This window comes from Sulfitobacter sp. HNIBRBA3233 (assembly GCF_040149665.1).
Lineage (GTDB): Bacteria > Pseudomonadota > Alphaproteobacteria > Rhodobacterales > Rhodobacteraceae > Sulfitobacter > Sulfitobacter marinivivus.
Genome location: NZ_JBEFLP010000001.1, coordinates 566,847 through 588,071 on the forward strand (window position 1 = coordinate 566,847; position 21,225 = coordinate 588,071).

At 64.7% G+C, this 21,225-nt stretch carries 22 protein-coding genes; 8 read left to right on the top strand and 14 right to left on the bottom strand.

The genetic code is table 11. The annotated features are described in order from the left end of the window. Nucleotides 1–166: 166 nt before the first annotated feature. Entirely contained in the window at nt 167–1,237 is a 1,071-nt protein-coding gene (locus ABMC89_RS02775; protein ID WP_349564958.1) for a hypothetical protein, read from the top strand. Between the two features lie 64 nt (nt 1,238–1,301). On the opposite strand, the gene ABMC89_RS02780 is transcribed toward ABMC89_RS02775, so the two are convergent. The 7 genes from ABMC89_RS02780 to cysG form a co-directional block, all read right to left on the bottom strand. Beyond that, entirely contained in the window at nt 1,302–1,982 is a 681-nt protein-coding gene (locus ABMC89_RS02780; RefSeq protein ID WP_349564960.1) for a M50 family metallopeptidase, read from the bottom strand. 93 nt (nt 1,983–2,075) lie between these two features. Continuing rightward, the gene (locus ABMC89_RS02785; RefSeq protein ID WP_349564962.1) at nt 2,076–2,924 is read right to left on the bottom strand and encodes a ferredoxin--NADP reductase; all 849 of its coding nucleotides are present in this window, start codon (nt 2,922–2,924) and stop codon (nt 2,076–2,078) included. Nucleotides 2,925–3,009: 85 nt separating this feature from the next. Then, nucleotides 3,010–3,411: a DUF934 domain-containing protein gene (locus ABMC89_RS02790; protein ID WP_349564964.1), complete on the bottom strand. Its 402-nt coding sequence runs from the start codon at nt 3,409–3,411 to the stop codon at nt 3,010–3,012. Then, nucleotides 3,408–4,136 (bottom strand): phosphoadenylyl-sulfate reductase, encoded by a 729-nt coding sequence (locus tag ABMC89_RS02795; RefSeq protein ID WP_349564966.1) that lies wholly within the window; start codon nt 4,134–4,136, stop codon nt 3,408–3,410. The genes ABMC89_RS02790 and ABMC89_RS02795 overlap by 4 nt, the downstream gene beginning before the upstream one ends. After that, on the bottom strand, nt 4,126–5,790 hold the full coding sequence (locus tag ABMC89_RS02800) for a nitrite/sulfite reductase (RefSeq protein ID WP_349564968.1): 1,665 nt from the start codon (nt 5,788–5,790) through the stop codon (nt 4,126–4,128). The genes ABMC89_RS02795 and ABMC89_RS02800 overlap by 11 nt, the downstream gene beginning before the upstream one ends. Next, a complete protein-coding gene (locus ABMC89_RS02805; protein WP_349564970.1) occupies nt 5,790–6,086 on the bottom strand; it encodes a DUF2849 domain-containing protein in 297 nt (98 codons plus the stop codon). The genes ABMC89_RS02800 and ABMC89_RS02805 overlap by 1 nt, the downstream gene beginning before the upstream one ends. Further along, nucleotides 6,086–7,480, bottom strand: a complete 1,395-nt coding sequence (cysG, locus tag ABMC89_RS02810; protein ID WP_349564972.1) for a siroheme synthase CysG — start codon at nt 7,478–7,480, stop codon at nt 6,086–6,088. Before cysG ends, ABMC89_RS02805 begins: the two co-directional genes overlap by 1 nt. A 138-nt stretch (nt 7,481–7,618) precedes the next feature. Between cysG and ABMC89_RS02815 the strand changes: the two genes are divergently transcribed. After that, nucleotides 7,619–8,086 carry an Lrp/AsnC family transcriptional regulator gene (locus tag ABMC89_RS02815; RefSeq protein ID WP_349564974.1) on the top strand — a complete coding sequence of 156 codons (468 nt, stop codon included), beginning with the start codon at nt 7,619–7,621 and terminating at the stop codon, nt 8,084–8,086. Nucleotides 8,087–8,108: 22 nt separating this feature from the next. Here ABMC89_RS02815 and ABMC89_RS02820 read toward each other — a convergent pair whose 3' ends face one another. Continuing rightward, on the bottom strand, nt 8,109–9,293 hold the full coding sequence (locus ABMC89_RS02820) for a cytochrome P450 (protein WP_349564976.1): 1,185 nt from the start codon (nt 9,291–9,293) through the stop codon (nt 8,109–8,111). A gap of 58 nt (nt 9,294–9,351) precedes the next feature. Between ABMC89_RS02820 and ABMC89_RS02825 the strand changes: the two genes are divergently transcribed. From ABMC89_RS02825 to ABMC89_RS02845, 5 genes are all read left to right on the top strand, one after another. Further along, entirely contained in the window at nt 9,352–11,097 is a 1,746-nt protein-coding gene (locus ABMC89_RS02825; RefSeq protein ID WP_349564978.1) for a sensor histidine kinase, read from the top strand. Beyond that, a complete protein-coding gene (locus ABMC89_RS02830) occupies nt 11,094–12,323 on the top strand; it encodes a sigma-54-dependent transcriptional regulator (RefSeq protein WP_349564980.1) in 1,230 nt (409 codons plus the stop codon). Before ABMC89_RS02825 ends, ABMC89_RS02830 begins: the two co-directional genes overlap by 4 nt. A gap of 247 nt (nt 12,324–12,570) precedes the next feature. Beyond that, complete coding sequence (locus ABMC89_RS02835; protein WP_349564982.1) at nt 12,571–13,566, top strand: DctP family TRAP transporter solute-binding subunit; 996 nt, start codon at nt 12,571–12,573, stop codon at nt 13,564–13,566. 167 nt (nt 13,567–13,733) lie between these two features. Beyond that, the gene (locus ABMC89_RS02840; protein ID WP_349564984.1) at nt 13,734–14,408 is read left to right on the top strand and encodes a TRAP transporter small permease; all 675 of its coding nucleotides are present in this window, start codon (nt 13,734–13,736) and stop codon (nt 14,406–14,408) included. A 3-nt stretch (nt 14,409–14,411) separates the two neighbouring features. Beyond that, nucleotides 14,412–15,788, top strand: coding sequence for a TRAP transporter large permease (locus tag ABMC89_RS02845; RefSeq protein ID WP_349564986.1), 1,377 nt, complete (start codon nt 14,412–14,414; stop codon nt 15,786–15,788). 68 nt (nt 15,789–15,856) lie between these two features. Here ABMC89_RS02845 and tpiA read toward each other — a convergent pair whose 3' ends face one another. Next, nucleotides 15,857–16,606 (bottom strand): triose-phosphate isomerase, encoded by a 750-nt coding sequence (gene tpiA / locus ABMC89_RS02850; protein WP_349564988.1) that lies wholly within the window; start codon nt 16,604–16,606, stop codon nt 15,857–15,859. 130 nt (nt 16,607–16,736) lie between these two features. Here tpiA and ABMC89_RS02855 point away from each other — a divergent pair, with 130 nt between their 5' ends. Next, on the top strand, nt 16,737–17,642 hold the full coding sequence (locus ABMC89_RS02855) for an isopenicillin N synthase family dioxygenase (RefSeq protein WP_349564990.1): 906 nt from the start codon (nt 16,737–16,739) through the stop codon (nt 17,640–17,642). Here ABMC89_RS02855 and ABMC89_RS02860 read toward each other — a convergent pair. From ABMC89_RS02860 to ABMC89_RS02880, 5 genes are all read right to left on the bottom strand, one after another. Continuing rightward, complete coding sequence (locus ABMC89_RS02860; RefSeq protein WP_349564992.1) at nt 17,639–17,974, bottom strand: TfoX/Sxy family protein; 336 nt, start codon at nt 17,972–17,974, stop codon at nt 17,639–17,641. The two genes, ABMC89_RS02855 and ABMC89_RS02860, sit on opposite strands and share 4 nt — an antisense overlap. Beyond that, nucleotides 17,971–18,333, bottom strand: coding sequence for a HesB/IscA family protein (locus ABMC89_RS02865; RefSeq protein ID WP_349564994.1), 363 nt, complete (start codon nt 18,331–18,333; stop codon nt 17,971–17,973). Before ABMC89_RS02865 ends, ABMC89_RS02860 begins: the two co-directional genes overlap by 4 nt. A gap of 81 nt (nt 18,334–18,414) precedes the next feature. Further along, on the bottom strand, nt 18,415–19,626 hold the full coding sequence (locus tag ABMC89_RS02870) for a glycerophosphodiester phosphodiesterase family protein (RefSeq protein WP_349564996.1): 1,212 nt from the start codon (nt 19,624–19,626) through the stop codon (nt 18,415–18,417). A 115-nt stretch (nt 19,627–19,741) separates the two neighbouring features. Continuing rightward, a complete protein-coding gene (locus tag ABMC89_RS02875; RefSeq protein ID WP_349564998.1) occupies nt 19,742–20,464 on the bottom strand; it encodes a DUF3307 domain-containing protein in 723 nt (240 codons plus the stop codon). A 97-nt stretch (nt 20,465–20,561) separates the two neighbouring features. After that, nucleotides 20,562–21,158 carry a hypothetical protein gene (locus tag ABMC89_RS02880; protein WP_349565000.1) on the bottom strand — a complete coding sequence of 199 codons (597 nt, stop codon included), beginning with the start codon at nt 21,156–21,158 and terminating at the stop codon, nt 20,562–20,564. Between the last annotated feature and the right edge of the window lie 67 nt (nt 21,159–21,225).

A 21,225-nucleotide genomic window follows, 5' to 3' on the forward strand; every position in this document is an offset into this window, starting at 1 on the left:
GCAAAATAGACCCCAAGTGCCCCCGCTTCAAGGTGAAAACGCGAAACTTTGGGGTCATTGTCTGCGTTTTCCCCTTGCGTAACGGACTGGTCATGCGCATGTGACGCCTATCACCGACAGGCAGTTCGAAACCCAGCTGCCTTGGGCAAGCAACGAGGGGAAAGCAATGAAAAATCTGGTTTGGATTGTGGTCGCCGCGATCATCGCACTGGGGGGCTATATCCTCTACACCGGTCGCAGCGTCGAAGAAATCGCAGCCGATGTTTCGGCAACGACGTCCACCGCCGCCGAGAATGCTTCGGAAGCGGCAAGTGACGCGGTCGCCGCCGCAGGCGAAGCTGTCGACGAAGCCGTCGAAGCAACCGAGCAGGCCGCCGAAGCCGCCGCTGACGCCGCAGCCGATGCAACGGACGCAACCGCCGAAGCGGCATCCGACGCCGCAGCAGCGGTTTCCGAAACTGCCTCTGAAGCCGCGGACGCCGTGGGCGATGCCGCGACAGACGCCACCGCCGCCGCGCAGGACGCAGTTGAAGGCGCTGTGAACATGGCCGAGGAAGCGGGCGATTCGATTGCCGGCGCGACCGAAGACGCGGTGAACGCAGCCGAAGAGGCGACTGCCGATGCCGCCGACGCCACCGAGGAAGCCGCAGCAGAGACAGAGCAGGCCGCCGAAGCGGCAGCTGACGCCGCAAGCGATACCGCCAGCGATGCAGCAGCCGCCACGGAAGAAGCAGCAACAGAGGCTGCGGAGGCGACCGAGCAGACAGCAGCCGAAGCTGCTGACGCTACCGAGGAAGCAGCCTCCGACGCCGCAGCAGCGGCCGAAGAGACAACGGAGCAGGCCGCTGAAGCCACTGAAGAAGCAGCAAGCGACGCCGCCGCTGCAACCGAGGAAGTCGCAACTGACGCCGCAGAGGCCACCGAGGAAGTAGCAACCGAAGCCGCAGAGGCGACTGAGGAAACAGCGACCGAGGCGGCAGAGGCCACCGAGGAGGCAGCGACGGACGCCGCAGAGGCGACAGAGGCCGCAACTGACGAAGCCGCTCTTTCCGCCGAAGAAGCGCTGACCGTGGAAAACTTCGATCTGGACCGCGTCGTCACCATGATTGAGGAAAGTGATCTGGGCCAGATGCAGAAAACCACGCTTTCCGCAGCCGTGCGCGCCGCGCAGGACAATCCAGAAATGCTGGGCAACGCGCTGGAACGGCTCCGCGACGCGCTGGGGATGGAAAACTGATCTCCTGACCGCAGCGACTTCTGAACGGGCCGCGCTTCTGTCGAAGCGCGGCCTTTTCTTTTGCTCAGCGGGGTCTGTAGGTCCGCACGGTCGACGGCACCGCCAAGGCGTGCCGCAAGGACCACGCAATCACCGCAAGGCTGAGCGCCAGCCAGAGCCCGCCCCAGACCACGGTGGGTCCGCCAAAAGTCTCGGAGAGCACACGCGCGTCTGACGGCAGTGCGGACCGCGCGATGGTATCGTCGAAGATGTCGTAGGGCACATAGATCACGCTGCTCAGCCCGATGATCCGCAGCACCAGATCGCTGGAGCGGTGCCCCGCAAAAACGGCAATCGCCAGCAGGACCAGTCCGCTGGCCCCGCAAAACAGCGCCGCGAAGGGCTCGCGCACGTAAAACAGCGTCACGAAAAGCGTCACCGCGCCGAAGATGCCCAGCACAAGCCGGTCGGCATCGCTGCGCAGTGCGACCACCAGCAGCCCCACACCGATCAGCAGCGACCCCAGATAGCCCGCCGTGAGGATCGCGACGGCATTGCCGCCGCGCGTGACGGTAAAGCCGCCCTCGGCGGGGTTCACGGAAATCTCCAGCACCGATCCGCCCGTCAGCCATGCGGCGATCGCGTGCGACAGCTCGTGCAGGAACACGATCAGCACCTTGACGGGCAGCACCGCCGGGGTCTGCCAGAGGGCAAAGATCACGGCGAGGATGGCAAACAGGGGAAGATGGTATCTGAGCGCGCGCATGGGCGGATGAGGCACAGCCGCCACGCCAATGTCAAAACGAAACAGGCGCAGCCCTGGGCCGCGCCTGTCCGGTTTTTTCGCAATTTGGCCGGCTCAGCCGACGAAGGCCTTTTCGATCACGAAATGCTTTGGATCGGAATTGGCGCCTTCCTCCAGCCCGAACCCTTCGAGAACGGCGCAGATATCCTTGTTGAAGGCAAGGCTGCCGCAGACCATGGCGCGGTCGGTCTCGGGGCTGATCCCCTCGATCCCGAGGTCGCGAAAGACGGTGCCGTCCTGCAAGAGCGTGGTGATCCGTCCCATCTTCGGGCTCTCTTCGCGGGTCGTGGTCGGGTAGTAGCGGATCTTGTCGAGGTTTTCCTTGCCGATCAGCTCGTGCATCAACTCGTCGGCCTTCAACTCTTCGATCAGCTTGGCGCCGTATTCAAGCTCGGCCACGTCGCGGCAGGTATGGGTCACGATGACTTCGTCGAATTTCTCGTAGGTCTCGGGTTCGCGCAGAAGGCTTGCGAAGGGGGCAAAACCGGTGCCCGTGGCAAAGAACCAGATGCGGCTGCCCGGCAGCAGGGCATCGTGTACCAGAGTGCCCACGGGCTTGGGCCGCAGGATGATCTGGTCGCCGGGTTCGATGTGTTGCAGCTTCGATGTCAGCGGCCCGTCCTGCACCTTGATCGAGTAGAACTCCAACTCGTCGTCCCACGCGGGCGAGGCGATGGAATAGGCGCGCAGTAGCGGCTTTTGCTTGCCGGTCTTCGGGTCGGGATCGCCCAACAGGCCGATCATCACGAATTCACCCGACCGGAACCGCAGCGTCGCGGGGCGCGTCACGCGGAACGAAAACAGCCGGTCCGTCCAATGGGTGACTTGCGTGACGGTCTGGGCGTCGGGCAGGGTCGGCACGGCTTTGGCGGTCTGTGTGGTCAATGGTTTTTGCTCGGTCATATGAAATCCGCAACGGCGGGGCGCTGCGGTCCTTGTCTATTGGATGGAAACAGGGGGCGCAATGCGCCCATGGTCGCGGGCGGGATCAGCCGCGCAAACGGTTCTGGTAGTCATGGGCGCGCCAGTTCGCCCGGAACCGCCATTCGGCTTCGGGCTGGCGTGCGGCGAGGGCCTCGTCGATCTCGACCTCGTCAAAGCCTGCACGGCGGGCCATGGCGTATTGGTCGGACAGGACATGCCCGCGTGCCCGCAGGCGCCCGGTGTATCCGCGCAGGCGCAGCGCCCGCGCGATGGTAAAGCCGCGCCCGTCCGCGGAAGACGGGAAATCGACGCGGATCATCTTGACCGCGGGCGTCAGGGAGACCGTCTCGGGGTCGGTGTCGGATGCGAGATCCAGCGCCGCGCAATCGTTGGCCGCGCCCGCGCCGCAGAACGCGGTGCTCCAGTCGTCGGCGCCAAAGCCGCTGTCGGTTACAATCACACTCATGTCGTGCCTCCAGTCCTTACCATCTTGCCATCCACGAAATGGATGCCGCATTCGTCCTTGTCCTGCCCGCGCCAGCGTCCGGCGCGGGGGTCCTCGCCTTCGGCGACGGGTGACGTGCAGGGCGCGCAGCCGATGGAGGGATAGCCCTGCGCCACCAGCGGGTGCCGGGGCAGGTTGTTTTCTTCCATGTAGGTCTGCACGTCGTCGCGCGTCCAGTGGGCCAGCGGATTGACCTTGATCCGGCCGGTCGCATCCTCGACCTCGAAGGCGGGCAGATCCGCCCGCTTGCCGGACTGGTAGCGCTTGCGCCCCGTGATCCAGCCGTCAAAGTCCTTCAGCGCCTCGTTCAGCACCTGTGTCTTGCGCAGGTTGCAGCAGGCGTCGGGGTCGCGCTGGTGCAGCGTGTCGTCGGGATCGGCGACGGAAGTATCCGCGCGCAGGATCTGCACCTTCTTCAGGCCCAGCTTCATCGCAACATCGCGCTGGTAGGCCAGCGTTTCGGGAAACAGCAGCATGGTGTCGATGAACAGCACCTGAACGTCGGGTTTCACCTTCGACGCCAGATGCAGCAACGCAACCGATTCCGCGCCGAAGCTGCTGACCAGCGCCAGATTGGGCGTGGCGCGAAACGCCCGCCGCAGCACATCGGCGGCGGCGTGGTGTTTCAGTTCGGTGTTGAGCGTATCGACCCGCGCTGCAAGCGAAGCAGCATGATCAAGCGGCATCGGCTTTTGCCTCCGGGTAAAGCGCCGATTTGAACGGGGCAAGGCCCAGCCGGCGGTAGGTTTGCAGGAAGGTCTCTTCGCGGTCCTCGCGCAGATCCAGATAGGCCATCACGATCCGCTCGATCGCGGGTACGATCTCGTCGGCCGAGAATCCGGGCCCCGCGCGTTCGCCGATGGCCGCATCCTCGGTGCCGTCGCCGCCCAGCGTGATCTGGTAGTTCTCCACGCCCGCGCGGTCCAGACCGAGGATCCCGATGTGGCCCACGTGGTGGTGCCCGCAGGCGTTGATGCACCCCGAAATCTTGATCTTCAGAGGGCCGACATCGTGCTCGAGCTTCAGTTCGTCGAAACGCGTCGCGATCTCCTGCGCGACAGGGATCGAGCGTGCGGTCGCCAGCGCGCAGTAATCCATGCCGGGGCAGGCGATGATATCCGAGATCAGACCGATATTTGCCGTGCCCAGCCCTTCGGCGCGGAGCGCATTGTAGACCGACGGCAGATCGCCGCGGTGCACATGGGGCAGGATCACGTTCTGCTCGTGGCTGATGCGCAGCTCGTCGTGGCCGTAGCGGCGGGCCAGCTGTGCCATCAGGCGCATCTGCCGGGCCGAGGCATCACCGGGCGTCTTGCCGTGCGCCTTGAGGCTGATCGACACGATCGCATACTCCGGGTTGCGGTGCGCGGTCAGATTGGTGTCCGCCCAGCTCTGGAACGCGGGATCGTAGCGGTAGGCGCGGTCGAAGGCGGCCGTGTCGGCGGATTTGAAGGTAGGGGCGGCGAAATCCGCCTCGATGCGGCTCAGCATCTGCTGGTCGACGCCGGTGAACTGGTCGCGGATCAGCTTGTAGCGCGCGTCGACACGGGCGCGGATATCCTCGATCCCGTTCTCGTGCACGGTGATCTTGATGCGCGCCTTGTACTTGTTGTCGCGCCGTCCCAGCAGGTTGTAGACGCTGACGATCGCTTCGAGCGTCGGCAGCAGATCCTCGGAACGCACGAAATCATAGAGCACCTTGCCGATCATCGGCGTGCGGCCAAGGCCACCGCCGACGACGACTTCAAAGCCTTGCTCACCGTCACGTTCGACGATGCGAAGGCCAATGTCATGCGCCTTGATCACCGCACGGTCGTGGGGCGATCCGGTGACCGCCACCTTGAACTTGCGTGGCAGGAACTGGAATTCGGGGTGGTCGGTCGACCATTGGCGGATCAACTCGGCCACGGGGCGCGGATCGGCGATCTCGTCGGCGGCAGCACCGGCGAAATGGTCGGCCGTGACGTTGCGGATCGTGTTGCCGGAGGTCTGGATCGCGTGCAGGTTCACCTCGGCCAGCGCGTCGAGCATGTCAGGCACATCACGCAGCTCGGGCCAGTTGTACTGGATGTTCTGGCGCGTGGTGAAGTGGCCATAGCCCTTGTCCCAGCGCTCGGCGATATCGGCCAGCTTTTCCATCTGGGCGGATTTCAGCGTCCCGTAGGGGATCGCCACCCGCAGCATGTAGGCGTGCAGCTGCAGGTAAAGACCGTTCATCAGGCGCAGCGGCTTGAATTCGTCCTCGGTCAGGTGACCGGCAATGCGCCGCTCGACCTGCGCGCGGAACTGGGCATTACGCTCGGCCAGAAAGGCGGCGTCGAAATCGGTATAGCTGTACATCAGGCTGTCTCCTGCTTGCCGTGGGCGTAGTTCGACGGGCCTTTGGCCCGGAACGCTTCGCGGAAATGGGTGGGTTCGGGTGTGCCGCTGCTGTTGTCGACCTCGGCGAGGTAGACGCCGACGACCGTGTCGGCCTGCGCACCCGCTTCGAGCAGGCGGATATCGGCATCCGCTTCGTCGGTGATCACTTCGGCATCCGCAAGGTCACGGACCCAACCGTCGGGTCCGAGATAGACGACATCGCCCTCAAGAAGGGCGTTGGCGGTGATGACGGAGGGTTTGAAGGCTTTCGGCATTATGCGAACTCCTGTGTTTTCAGTGTCGGGGCAAGGGCCAGTGCCGCGCGGGGCGCAAGGCCGAGAAAGGTCAGCGCGGGGCCGGACATCTGCGCGGCCTCCAGCGTGGCGGGCAGCGCGTCGAGCGTGGTTTCGATGACCCGCTGGTTCGGACGCGAGGCGTTTTCGATCAGGGTGACGGGGGTCTGCCGGTCGCAGCCGTGCATGATCAGGCGGCCCTGAATGAAACGGGCGGATTTCTTGCCCATATAGATCGCGGCGACTTCGCCGGGGCGGGCCAGCGTGGCCCAGTCGTGATCGGCAAATCCCTTGGTGTCATGACCCGTCAGGAACCGCACGGACGCGTTGCGGCCACGCCGTGTCAGGCTTTGACCGATGGCCGCCACCGCAGCGGAGGCCGAGGTGATGCCCGGCACGATGTGCCAGCCGATACCGGCCTCCTCGACCGCCTCGATCTCTTCGTCGAGCCGTCCGAAGACGGTCGCATCGCCGGATTTCAGCCGCACCACCTGCGAGCCGTCTGCGGCATGTTCCACCAACAGCGCGTTGATCCGCTCCTGCGGTGTGGAGGGGCCGAAGCCTTCCTTGCCCACGTCGATCATCACCGCCTCGCGGCGCGCCAGCTCGAGGATCTCGGGGGTGATGAGCCTGTCGTAGATCACCACGTCGGCTTCATCCAGCGCCCGGCGTGCCTTGAGCGTCAGCAGTTCCGGATCACCGGGGCCGCCGCCCACAAAGGCAACGTGGCCCGCACGGGCGGTGCGGCCCATGTGATCGGCCAGCAGCGCGTCCAGCGCGGGGCGCACCGCGTCCTCGCCATCGGCCACGGCCTTGGGGCCTGCGTTGAAGTAGTAGTCGCGCCAGAAATCACGGCGCGCGCGCCCGAAGGGCAGGGCATAGGAGGCGCGGCGGAATGTCTTGCCGATGCGCGCCAGCAGGCCCAGCGACTGCGGCAGCCGCTCTTCGAGATCGGCCTTGATCGCCCGCGCCAGAACCGGTGCGGCGCCTTCGGTGCCGATGGCGATGGTCACCGGGTCACGGTCGACGATGGCGGGGGTGATGAACTGGCTGTCGGCGAGGTTATCGACGATGTTGACCAGCGCGCCGCAGGCCCGTGCCAGGGCGGCTGTGCGCGCGTCCTCTGCCGCGTCCTCGTTCGCACCGTAGAAAAGCCGCGCGCAAACCGCATCGCCGTGATCCATCGCACGGCGCACGAGCGTCAGCTTGCCAGCGGCGGCCCAGTCGGCAATTTCGGGCGCGGGATCCTCGGCAAAGACCGTGATCCGGCCGGTGGTCTTCATCAGCAGCCGCAATTTGGCCAGCGCCGCGTCACCGCCGCCGGAGACGATGATGCGCGCGGATTGGGTGGCGACGAAGATCGGGAAATGGTCCATGGTCTGCATCCTTGCGTTTCTTGACCTCAATATAGGAAATTATTCCCATTTGGCGCCATGGGCTGGTGCAAATAAGGAATTTCGTTCTATAATTCTGTCTAGCTAGAACGCTCAGTTTCAAAATTGAAGGGAAACAGAATGGCTGTTCGGATTGACGAGACGGATCGGAAGATTCTTGCGGTGCTTCAGGAGGACGCGAGCCAGTCTCTCGACGAAATCGCGCGTCAGGTGGGCGCGTCGAAGACACCGGTGTGGAACCGGATTCGGAAATTGCGCGATGCCGGCGTGATCGGGCGCCACACGGTTCTTCTGGATCCGGATGCGCTGGGGTTCGAGGCGTGTTTTTTCGTCCTGATCCGCACGTCGTCCCACGAGGCGGAGTGGCAGGCGCGTTTCCTCAAGGCGCTGAAGGACCGGCCCGAAGTGCAGGAGGCGCACCGGCTGGCCGGTGACATCGACTATATCCTGAAAGTGCGGGTCGAGAACGCGCGCGCCTACGACCGCTTCTATCAGGCGCTGATCTCGGAGGTGCGTGTGCACAACGTGACCGCGTTGCTGTCGATGGAAGAAATCAAATCGACGACAATGCTGCCGCTGACCCCGTGACGGTGGCGCGCCGCGCCTGAGGTCAGGCGCGGACCATCAGGCGGTCCAGCTTGTGGAAGTGATAGCTGTTGGCAAAGCGCGGCGGCTGCGCGAGGCGCAGGTCGGGGCAGGCGTCGAAGAGGGCGGGCAGGGCGATCTGCATCTCCATCCGCGCCAGCGGCGCGCCCACGCAGAAATGCAGCCCCCCGCCAAAGGCCGCGTGTTGCTGGACCGGACGGTCCGGCACGAAACGGTCGGGATCGTCAAAGACCGCCGGATCGCGCCCCGCCGCCGCCAGCACCAGCCCGATCCGGTCGCCGCGTTTCAGCGTGACGCCGTCCAGATCGATATTCTCATAGGCATATCGGTCGAACAGATGCAGCGGCGGCGTATAGCGCAGGAGTTCCTCGCAGGTGGCCGCGATCCGGTCGGGGGCCAGTGCCTCCATCGGGGTGTCATGGTCGATCAGGCATTTCACGGCATTGCCAAGGCTGTGAACCGTCGCCTCGTGGCCCGCGTTCAGCAGCAGGATACAGGTGCCGATCAGCTCATCGGTCGACAGCTTCTCTCCGTCCTGCTCGGCGGCGATCAACTGGGTGATCAGATCGTCGGCGGGGCTGGCACGGCGGGCGTCGATATAGCGCGTCAGAAAGTCGGTGAATTCGGCGGCGGCAGCGTTTGCCGCCTCCTCGACCGCGCGGCTGCGACCGGCCTGATACATCGCGACCATGTCGTTGGACCAGCGTAGCAGATCGGGGGCCATATCCTCCGGCACCCCCAGAAGCCGCGCGATGATCCGCACCGGCAGTTGCGTGCAGAATTGCGGGATCAGGTCAAACGCCTCCCGCGTGGGAAGACCGCCAATCAACTCGGCGGTGACGGCGGCGATGTCAGGCTCCAGCGTCCTGATCCGGCGGGAGGTGAAGGCCCGCAGCACAAGCCCGCGCAGGCGGGTGTGGCGCGGGGGCTCAAGCTCCAGCATCGAGTGTTTCTCGACCCTGTCAAAGTCGGCAAGGTGCTCGGGCATTGCTTGGCGCTGGTCGGCGGGCACTTCGCGGCCCAGCCTGCGGTCGCGCAGCAGCGCGTGAACGGTCGCCGCGTCGAAGGCGCAGAGCATCCCGTAGTCTTCCCAGAACACCACAGGCCCTGCCGCGCGGGCGCGGTGATAGAACGGATAGGGGTCCTGGACAAAGCTTGGATCAAGCGGGGATTGGCTGAGTTTCTGCATGGAGGCTGAATGCGCCGGTCGGCTTCCCAATGCAAGCGGCTCTGCGTAAGATACCGGCATGATGAAAGGCTTTTTGCGGCGCGGACTTCTGGTCACGCTTTACCTGATATGTGTCGCGGCGCTGGCTGCGGGGGTCTGGCGCTATGCCACCTTGCAGGGGCTTGCGCAGCTGTCGTCGCGCGCGGGCGCGGATCTGGCGCTGGCCAGTGACCGGTTGACCGGACAGTTGCAGCGCTACCGCGATCTGGCGGTCAACCTTGCGGATCATCCGCAGGTCACGCGGATGCTGGCCGGTGCGATCCAGCCCGAGGACACCGCATTGCTGCGCGCCATCGCCGACCGGTCCGCCGCGTCGGATGTGATTGTGGTCGACAGGATGGGCCGGGTGATGGGCGCCGCCGAGGACGGCGCGGGGGCGGTGGACGCGCAGCGCTACATCGCGCGGGCGCGCAACGGCGCTTTGGGGCGCGGCTATGGCCCGTCGAGCGGTCGGACACCGCGCAGCTTTTTCTTTGCGGCCCCGGTGTTCGGGCCGCAGGGGCAGGCGCTTGGCGCGGTTGTGGTCTCGACCGATCTCAGTTCTGTCGAATATGCGTGGCGCGGGGATACGCCGCCGGTGTTCTTCACCGACGGGGTCGGGCGCGTTCAGGTGTCGAACCGGTCCGAACTGATAAACTGGGTGCGGGCCGATGATGCGCCGGGTCTGCGCCCGCCGGACGGCGGAGAACCCGATTTCAGCGTGACCTACAGCGGCCCGCACGAAATCTGGCGACTTGGCTGGGGGCGTTACCTGCCGCAGGAGGCGTTGCACCTGTCGCGCGACCTGCCGGTCATCGGCATGACGGGCGAGGTGCTGGTCGATGTGGCGCCGGTGCGCAAGCTTGCCTTCAGCCAGGCCGCTGCGGTGGCGGCCCTGTGCCTGCTGCTGGGGGCGCTGCTGTTTCTGGCCACCGAAAGGCGGCTGACGCTGGCACGGCTCAATGCCCAGCTTGAGGCGCGTGTCACCGCGCGCACCCAGGCGCTGCGCGCCATCAACACGGAACTGCGCCGCGAGGTCGCGGAGCGCCGCGAGGCCGAAACCGCGCTGGAGCAGGCACAGGACGAATTGGTCCGCGCGAGCAAACTCAGCGCGCTGGGGCAGCTCAGCGCCGGGATCAGCCACGAATTGAACCAGCCGCTGATGGCGGTGCAGACCTTCGCCGAAAACGGCATCGCGTTTCTGGAGCGGGGCAAGCCCGAACGCGCCGCAGAGAACCTCGGGCGGATTTCGGAGATGACGCGGCGCATGGGGCGGATCATCGGCAACCTGCGCGCCTTCTCGCGGCAGGAAAGCGTCGAGGTGGTCGCGGTCGAACTGGGCCAGATCCTTGCTTCGGCCATAGAACTGGCGCGCCTGCGCAGCGACGATCTGGGGGTGCGGATCGATTACGCCCCGCCGCTGGTGCCGGTCTGGGTACGCGGCGGCGAGGTCCGGCTGGGGCAGGTGTTCATGAATCTCATCGCGAATGCCCTTGATGCGATGGCCGACACCGACCGCCGCGTGCTGGGCATCGAAATCGAGCTGGGCGCGCGCGTCGTCGTCACCATATCCGATACCGGCGGCGGGATCACCGAACCCGACAAGGTGTTCGATCCGTTCTACACCACCAAGGAAGTGGGCGCCGCAAAGGGCATGGGCCTTGGCCTGTCGATCAGCTATGCCATCGTGCGCAGCATCGGCGGAGAGATCCGGGCGCAGAACGCAGAGCGCGGGGCCTCGTTCAGCGTGGCCCTGCTCCCCGCAGCACAGGAACAGGTGGCATGAGGCAAAAGGTACTTCTGGTCGACGACGATCCGGCAGTGCGCGAGGCGCTTTCGCAGACGCTGGAACTGGCCGATCTCGACTGTATCGCGGCGGGGTCTTTCGTCGTGGCGGCCGATCACATCGCGCGCGATTTCCGCGGTGTCATCATTTCGGACATCCGCATGCCCGGTCGCGACGGGTTCCATCTGCTGAGCCATGCCCGCTCCGTGGACCGCGATCTTCCGGTGATCCTGCTGACCGGCGAGGGCGATATCCCCATGGCCGTCAAAGCGATGGGCGAGGGGGCGTTCGATTTCCTCGAAAAACCCTGCGCGCCCAAGGACCTGCTGGCGGTGGTCGAGCGGGCGCTGAAAACCCGCGCGCTGGTGCTGGAAAACCGCGAACTGCGGCAACTGGTCGAAAGCGGCGATCCCGCGGCGCGGATGATCTTCGGCATCTCGGAACGGTCGGAGCGGCTGCGCGCACATGTGCGCCGCGTGGCGCAGGCGCGCGGCGATGTGCTGATCACCGGCGCACGCGGCACCGGCATATCGAAGGTGGCCGAGGTGATCCACCTCAGCTCCAGCAAGTCGAAACGGCCCTTCGTGAAGCGCGCGGCGCAGGATCTGGATACCGCAGCGCTTGCCGCCGCCTTCGACGAGGCCGAGGCGGGCAGCCTGTTCCTTGACGAAATCGCCATGCTGCCCGCGCAGACCCAGCTTGCCCTCGCCGAAGCGCTGGAGCAGGGCCGCCCCGCACGGTTCATCGCCGGATCCACCAAGCCACTGGATGCGGAGGTGGACGAGGGCCGGTTCAACAGCGATCTCTATTTTCGTCTGACCGTGATGCAGGTGCGTATCCCGTCGCTGTCCGAACGCCCCGAGGATATTCCGGTGCTGTTTCGTCATTACGTGGCACAGGCCGCCGAGCAAAGCGGCCAGCCCGCGCCCGACGTGGGACCGGACATCGAAGCGCAGCTGATGGCGCGCGACTGGCCCGGCAACGCGCGTGCGCTGATGTCCGAGGCGATGCGCTTTGTCATGGGCATGACCGACACACCGCAGATGGCCGACGGGCTGGGATTGCAGGAACACCTCGCACAGGTAGAACAATCGCTGATCGAAAGCGCGCTGCGCAGGGTCGACGGCCACGCGACCGAAGCCGCGCGTGCGCTGAAATTGCCGCGCAAGACCTTTTACGACAAATGCGCCCGGTACGGCATCCGCCCCGAAGAATTCCGCCGTTGATTCGTGCAAACGAGTGTGTGCGGAATTCCGCACACAGACCTGTTCGACGGGGCGAAATCCCGCACGCGCCTGTGCCTGCCCGAAAAATGATCATGTAGATGTGCTGGATAAGTATCTGACGAAAATAGGATTTTAACATCCGCGTCTTTGCGCGCCGTGCTGCTTGCGGGCGGGTGCCAATAAATTCATCCTGTTGTGCATCACCGCGCGATACCGCGCATGAAAACTCTCTGGGAGGAGACCCATAATGAAATTTCTGACCATGGCCGCACTGGCCCTGACCGTATCCGCCGGCGCAGTCGCCGCCGCCTGTGACGACGGCGAAGTCGTCATCAAGTTCAGCCACGTCACCAATACAGACAAGCACCCCAAAGGCATCGCCGCCTCGCTGTTCCAGGAACGTGTGAACGAAGAGATGGACGGCAAGGCCTGCGTCGAGGTTTTCCCGAACTCGACACTCTATAACGATGATCAGGTGCTCGAAGCCCTGCTGCAGGGTGACGTGCAGATGGCAGCACCGTCGCTGTCGAAATTCGAACAGTTCACCAAAGTCTTCCGCATCTTCGATCTGCCCTTCATGTTCCGCGACATCGACGCGGTGGATGCGTTCCAGAACTCCGACGCCGGTCAGGCGATGAAGGAATCGATGACCCGCCGTGGTCTGCTGGGCCTGCAGTTCTGGCATAACGGCGTGACGCAGATCTCGGCCAACAAGCCGCTGATCGCGCCCGAGGATGCGAAAGGTCTGAAATTCCGCGTCCAGCCCTCGGAAGTGCTGAAAGCCAACATGGAACAGCTGGGCGCCAGCCCGCAGCCGATGGCCTTCTCGGAAGTTTACGGCGCCCTGCAGACCGGCGTTGTGGACGGTCAGGAGAACACATGGTCGAACATCTACGGCCAGAAGTTCTTTGAGGTGCAGGACGGTATCACCGAAACCAACCACGGCGTGATCGACTATCTGGTCGTGACCAACGTCGACTGGTGGGAAGGTCTGGACGCCGATGTGCGCGACCAGCTGTCGACGATCCTTCAGGAAGTGACCGAGCAGCGTAACTCCGAATCCTTCAAGGTGAACGAGGAAGCCAAGGAAGCGATCATCGCCGCCGGCGGCACCGTGCGCCAGCTCACCCCCGAGCAGCGCCAGGCATGGGTCGACGCGATGAAACCCGTCTGGGACCAGTTCATCGACGATGTCGGTCAGGACAACATCGACGCGGCGCAGGAAATCAACGCCTCGATGTAAACCGGACCTCTGGCGGCGCCTTCGGGCGCCGCCGCCCCATCCGGACCACGTGCCATGGGGCACCACAGGCCAGCGCACCCTGACGGTTGCTTATCCGACCGAAGAGGGACCGCGCCCTGCCGCCGCGCATCGCGGCACTCCGTCACTTTCAAGGGAGGCACCTATCCGTGCAGCATCAACCGGACTCCGCGCTCGGACGTTTCGTCAATGAGTTGGAGGAGACTTTCATCGCGCTGATCCTCGGTGCCATGACGATCATCACATTCATCAACGTGGTCTTGCGCTACGGCTTCAACACCGGCCTCATCTGGGGTCTGGAGGCGACATCGCTGCTGTTTGCGTGGCTGGTGCTGTTCGGGATGAGCTATGCGGTCAAGGTGACGGCCCATCTGGGGGTCGATGCGCTGCTCAACGTGTTCTCCCACCGCCCGCGCCAGATCCTCGCGATCGTGGCCGGTATCGTCTGCGTGATCTACGCGGCCCTTCTGATGAAAGGCGCGTGGGATTACTGGGCGCCTTTCGCGGGGCTTGATGCCACCAGCGGCCGCTGGTTCCCCACCGGCTTCGAAAACAGCCGCGATCAGGCATGGTACGAAACCGTCGACATCCCGATGTTCGACTGGCTGCGCTTTATCGAGCCGGTCATGAACGAGGGTGAAAGCTACGAAAAGCTGCCACGCTTCATTCCCTACGCGATACTGCCCTTCGGTGCGGCGCTTCTGCTTTTCCGCTTCGTTCAGGCGACCGTGCAGGTCGTGCGGGGCCGTCGCGACGGGCTGATCGTCAGCCACGAGGCCGAAGACGCCGTCGAAGACGTCAAACACATGAACGCGGAGCGCTGATCCATGGAAGTTCTCATTCTTTTCGGGTCCGTTATCGGCCTGATGCTGATCGGTGTGCCGATTGCGGTCTCGCTCGGCATGTCATCGATCCTGTTCCTGCTGGTGCTCAGCGATGCCTCGCTCGGTGCGATTGCGCAGTCCTTCTTTCAGGCGATGGCGGGCCACTACACGCTGCTTGCGATCCCGTTCTTCATCCTTGCGTCCAGTTTCATGTCCACCGGCGGCGTGGCCAAGCGGATCATCCGCTTTTCCATCGCCATCGTGGGCCATCTGCCGGGCGGTCTGGCGATTGCGGGCGTCTTTGCCTGCATGTTGTTCGCCGCCTTGTCCGGCTCTTCGCCCGCCACGGTGGTCGCCATCGGCTCGATCGTGATCGTGGGTATGCGCGAGGTCGGATATACCCGCGACTTCGCCGCCGGTGTGATCGCGGTTGCGGGCACTCTGGGCATCCTGATCCCGCCCTCCATCGTGATGGTGGTCTATGCCTCGTCGGTGGATGTGTCGGTGGGGCGGATGTTCCTTGCCGGTGTCATCCCGGGCCTGCTGGCCGGTCTGATGCTGATGGTCACGATCTATATCATCGCGCGGGTGCGCAATCTGCCCAAGGGCGAATGGCGCGGCTGGGGCGAGGTGCGCGAGAGCGGCGTCGAGGCGGGCTGGGGCCTGTTCCTGATCGTCATCATCCTTGGCGGTATCTACGGCGGTATCTTCACCCCGACCGAAGCGGCAGCGGTGGCGGCGGTCTATGCCTTTTTCATCGCAACCTTCGTCTATCGCGACATGGGGCCGCTTCATGTCGCGGGCGACGGGCGCAACCTGTCGCTTCTCCAGAACCCGAAGGCGCTGGTCACGGTGTTCTTTCACCGCGACACCAAGAACACCCTGTTCGAGGCGGGCAAGCTGACGGTGACGCTGATGTTCATCATCGCCAACGCGCTGATCCTCAAGCATGTGCTGACCGACGAGCAGATCCCGCAGCAGATCTCGGCTGCGATGCTGGATGCCGGTTTCGGGCCGATCATGTTCCTTGTGATCGTCAACGTGATCCTGCTGATCGGTGGCCAGTTCATGGAGCCTTCGGGCCTTCTGGTGATCGTGGCGCCGCTGGTGTTTCCGATCGCGATCGAACTTGGGATCGACCCGATCCATCTGGGGATCATCATGGTGGTGAACATGGAGATCGGAATGATCACGCCGCCGGTGGGTCTGAACCTCTTCGTGACGTCGGGGGTGGCGAACATGCCGATGATCGCGGTCGTGCGCGCCGCACTGCCGTTTCTTGCGGTGCTCTTTGTCTTCCTGATCATGGTCACCTACATCCCGGCAATCTCGACCTGGTTGCCGACGATGATGATGGGACCGGAAATCATCACCCGCTAGCGGGGATCACCGGTGCAGGCCCTCGCAACGAGGGCCTGCATCCTTCGGCCGCGCGGCGCGCCGCGCGATCAGCTTGCGGCGAGCGCGTCGATGATCGGGGCGAAATCCGCGGCCTTCAGCGATGCACCGCCGACCAGCGCACCGTCGACGTTTTCGGCGCGGAAAATCTCTGCCGCGTTCTCCGGTTTCACCGATCCGCCATAGAGCAGGGTAATGCTCTCCGCCGCCTCGGCACCCAGCCTGTGTGATAGCTCTGCGCGGATGAAATCATGCACTTCGACGATCTGTGCGAGGGTCGGCACCTTGCCGGTGCCGATGGCCCAGATCGGCTCATAGGCGATGACGGTTGTATCCGCCGTGGCGTGGTCGGGCAGCGATCCTGCCAGCTGACCCGCGATGATATCGAGGGTATTGTCCGCCTCGCGGTCGTCCAGCGCTTCGCCGATGCAGATGATCGCCGTCAGACCCGCATCCCACGCGCGCTGCGCCTTTGCGCGGACGTCGCGGTTGGATTCCTCATGGGCATCGCGTCGTTCGGAATGACCGACGATCACGAAACGCGCGCCGGTGTCGGCGATCATCGCGGCGGATATATCGCCGGTGAAGGCGCCCGCCTCCTGCATGTGGCAATCCTGCGCACCGATGGCGATGCCGGTGCCCTTGGCCTTTTCCGCCGCACGATAGAGCAGCGGCGCGGGGGGGCAGATGACGACCTGTGGCCCGTCACCGGACAGCGCGGCGGCGAGCGTGTCGAGCTCTGCCAGCGCCGCTGCGGTGCCGTTCATCTTCCAGTTGCCCGCTGCCAGCTTGCGTCTCATGCGCCCTGTCTCCCCGTTTGGATTTTCGGCTTTATCCGTAGCATCGGGGCGGCAGGGCGGCAACGGTGGCTTGGCCTTTCTGCGGTGGCCGGTGTAGGACTAGGCCACCGCACCCCGCAGGAGAGACGCGATGATCCCTTCGATCGACCTTGAGGCGCTGAGCGCGCAGGACAAGACCGCGCTCGACGCGATGGCCGAGGCCGCGACCGGGATCGGCTTTGCGACCGTGCACAATACCGCGCTGGAGGCGGCGGAGGTGCGCGCGGTGATCGAGACCTACAGGGAGTTCTTTCGCCTGCCGGAGCGGGACAAGGCGGGCATAGACATGGCCCGCACGGGTGCGAACCGGGGCTGGGGCGCTTCGGGATCCGAACAGGTCGATCCCGACGCCAACCCCGACTACAAACAGTTCTTCGACAGCGGCGTCACCCTGCCGGAAACCGATCCGCGCCGCGAGATGCCGGTATACGCGCCCAACATCTGGCCCGCAGAGCCGGTGGCCTTCGCAAAGACCATCTCGGGCTACTACACGCAGGCCTGCGGGGTTGCGATGGAGGTGCTGCGCGGGCTGGCGCAGGCGATCAGCGCGCCGCGCGATGCCTTTGATGCCGCGTTCGATCCACCGATGGCGCTGCTGCGCGGCAATTACTATCCCGCCCGGCCCGACTGGGCGGGGGCCAAGGATTTCGGCATCGCGACCCATACCGACTACGGCTGCCTGACGCTTCTGGCCACCGACGGCTCGCCGGGGCTGGAGGTGCGCAAGCGCGGCGGCGGCTGGATCCCGGTGGCGGCAGCACCCGGCACTTTCGTCATCAACTTCGGTGAAATGATGGAGTTCTGGACCGAGGGGCGCGTGCGCGCCACGCCGCACCGTGTCGTGGGCGGCACGAACGAACGGATCTCGGTGCCTCTGTTCTTCAATCCGTCGCACGACACCAATGTCGCCCCGCCGGGCGCGCAGGGCGTGATCCGCGCGGGCGATCATCTGGCCCGCCGGTTCAAGGAAACCTACCTGCACCTCAAGAAAAGCTAGGGGTCGCGCAGATGCGCGATGGCCTCGCGGGCAAGGGCGGCAAGCGCCTGCGGATCGTCGAGGCACTCGTCCGGCACGGTCCAGTAGGGCATGACGCTTTGCGCGCCGGTCTTGCGGGTGTAGGTCCAGGGCTGCCCGCCGAGAGCGGCCATGCGCTCCGCAAAGGGGCCTTCGGGGGCTTTCAGCATCAGCCGCCCGTCCGACAGCGCCAAGGCAAAGATCGTCCCGCCACAATAGAGGCCAAGGCCGCCGAACATGCGGCGGGTGGTCAGATCGGGGATTTCGCTGAACAGATCGGTGACATGGGCAATGTCACCGGCCGACAGGCTCACTTGGCGAAAAGCGCGTCGTCGAACTTGATGGATTCGCCGCATCCGCAGGCTTCGGAGACGTTCGGGTTATTGAACTTGAACCCCGATTCCAGCAGCGTCGTCTCATAGTCGATCTCGGTGCCGAAAAGGAACATCTGCGCCATCGGCGCGATCATCACCCGCGCACCGTCCTGTTCGACGACTTCGTCGTTGGGATCGGCGTCATCCACATATTCCATGGTGTATTCCATGCCCGCGCAGCCGCCCTTCTTGACGCCGATCCGCAGGCCCGCGTGGCCCTTGGACTGCATCAGCTTGACGATCTGGGTGGTCGCTTTCGGGGTCATGGTGACCGCCTGCTTGCCTGGAATGCCGAACATGTGGTTCTCCTTTGACCACAAGGTAAGGGGACGGCGGAGCAATCTCAAGCCCCGCCGCCCCTCGTTTCGTCGCAGATATGGTCAGAGACCCATGCAGTTGGCGTAATAGGTCACGGTCGCGGGCCAGTCGGAGAAGACACCGGCCACGCGGGCCTCCTGTGCCAGCACATCGAGCGCCACCAGATAGTCGCTGTCGTTGTCAATGATGTCGTTCACCGACTGGAAATACCAGCCACCGCCAGAGGCCAGCGGCCCCGACCGCTCGAGCGTCCAGGCGATCAGCGTGATGCCTGCCGCATTGGCCGCATCCGCATAGGCCGATGCCGCCAGCGTGCCGTCCTTGTTGGTCAGCAGCATGTTCAGCGAGGCACCGATATAGTTGACGCCCTCGGCCTTGAGCGCCGCGAAATCCTGCGTCCATGTGTCGGGGTTCTGTTCGTCAAAGCCGTCGGACCATTCCACCAGATAGACCGCCTGTTGACCGAATTCGGGTTCGTTCGCGATCCAGTAGCGCACGTCTTCGAGGTTGAAGGACTGCGCCCAGACATCTGAGGCGGGGATGCCTGCGGCCTTGTACTCGTCGATCATTTTCTGGGCATAGTCGGCCTGCGAGAACCCGTCGTGCGGCATCTCGACCGACGGTGATTTCAGCTCGGGCGTGAATTTGGCACCCAGCGCGGCGAAAAGCTCGATCGATTCCGCGTGGGTCATCGTGCGGGCGCCGTCGGTGTAGAGGTTGGTGCGCCAATCCGCGATGCCACCCTGATAGGCGTCGGCGGTGGTCGCGGTCTTGTCCGCGCTGTCCATCTTGGGTTTCAGCGTATCGAATTCTGCCAGCGTCAGGTCGGATGTGCGGCATTCGGCGCTGGCGGGGGTGTCGCCTGCGGCCGGGGTGAAGCCGGCCGTGCATTTCTCCGCCAGATCGGTCGTCAGGATGTTTGTGGTGGTGTGCAGGTCGTTCTGCGCGTGGCGGCAGACCAGTTCGTGATCCTTGGTAAAAGTCACATCGCATTCAAGGATACCGGCACCCATGCGCGCCGCCGCGATATTGGATTCGACCGTGTGTTCGGGAAACATCATCGGTGCGCCGCGGTGCCCGATGGAAAACGCGGTGCGGGCGGGCGTCTGCCCGAGGCAGGAAGCCAGCTTGTCCTTGAGCGCGCCATCGTCGAGCTTGGCGACCAGATAGGCCGGACGCGGGCCATAGTCGATGACCGCGGGGTTGGCGTGGCCCTCGGCATGTGCCGCCAGCGGCACCAGCGAGAGGACAAAGAGAGAAGCGGTGAGACGCATGTATTATGCTCCGTTATGAATGTTCACGGGGCAGGTCATGCACGGGGGGCATTGCGGTTTTGCGACCGCTTCATGAGGGTTGCGTAACGGTTCCGTTTCGGTTTCGTGACAATCGCTAGTATCCCAAGGCCGCCATGGTCGCGAGAGTGGCAAAGCTGACCGCCAGCGCCCAGCCGAAAGAGGCAAGCGTGCCGATGATGACGTATTCGCTCATCCTTTGGTCGCGCGACACGGTGTCGAAGCGCAGGATCGATTTGGCCGCGATCAGGAAGCCGATCGCACTCGGCTCTCCGATCATCACCAGCAGGAAAATCAGCGCCCGCTCCATCACCCCGATGATGCGGCCCGCGTATTCCAGCCCGTCGGGCTGCGCATCGGCCTTGTAGCGCACCATCAGATGGCCGACGGCAGGACCGCCCGCGAGGCTGGCAAGGATCATGCCGCTGACCACCAGCGCGATCTGGATCAGATCCGCCGACAGGGGCGGCCAGAGCGGGTGCCAGACCGCTGTGGGCACGAAAAGCGCCGCGCCGAGCAGCACGCAGAAATGTGTCGCCTGATCGCCCAGATAGGTGCGCAGCGTGTCGCGCAGCAGGTGGACCTTTACCGCGTCGATGAGCGTATGGCTGGCCGCGATGGCCAGCGCCGACACCATCGCGCCGCCCGTCAGAAGCGCCGTCAGCGCAAAGACATGCAGGCCGTGCATGATCAGGATATGGGGGCGATGCTTGTTCAGCACCATATGCGTGGTCTGGAAGACGAAATCGGCCAGAAGATGCGCGGTGACCAGCGCAATCAGCAGTTCGATCGTAGAAAGAGAGATCGGCGGCAGGGTCATGGTCCGGCGATCCTTACCCGTCGCGCGGGTGCGGCCGTGCGCAACCAAATTTGGTTGCTATCGTGATTTGCTACCTTTTTTGGTTGCATCTGACCGCTCATGCCGTGCTTTCGAAAGCGATGCAGGCCGCGATCAGCGCGTCCACCCCCGCCGCATCGGCCTGTTTCTGGATCATCTGGCGGCTGCGTCCCAGCGTGCGGCCGACCTCGGCGTGGGTCTGTGGCGCGGTGTCCAGCAGCAGGGCGACCGTTTCGGCCTGTTTGGCCGTCCAGCCCTGCGCGATGCGGTCCGCGAGCGGCAGCGCGATGGACAGCGCGCCATCCGGCGCGGCCATCAGCAGCGGGCGGGCAAGCGCATCGAGGCTGTGGCCCGAGGCAACGAAGGCGGGCCCTTCGCCCGCTGCAAGCTCGTCGCCTGTCAGCCGGGCGCCGCCGATCCCGATCCCGATCCGTGTCTGCGCTCCGAGGGCACGCACACGGGCCTGTAGCACCAGCGCGGCCCGCAGGGCGCGGGCAGGGGGCAGCGCCATCTGCCATCCATCGCCGCGAAACCGCGCGAAAGCCACGTCCGATCCGTCCCACGCGGAAATCTGGCGCGCGCCTGCGCGCAGGGCATCGATCACCGCGTCGAGCGCTGCGGCGTCAAGACTGCCGGATTTCACGATATCGCCGGTAAAGACCGCCAGTTGCCCCATGCCCACCTCTCTTTTCGGCAGTGTGGCACCGTGCCGGAGCAGTGGCAAGAACGCGAAACGGGCCGCC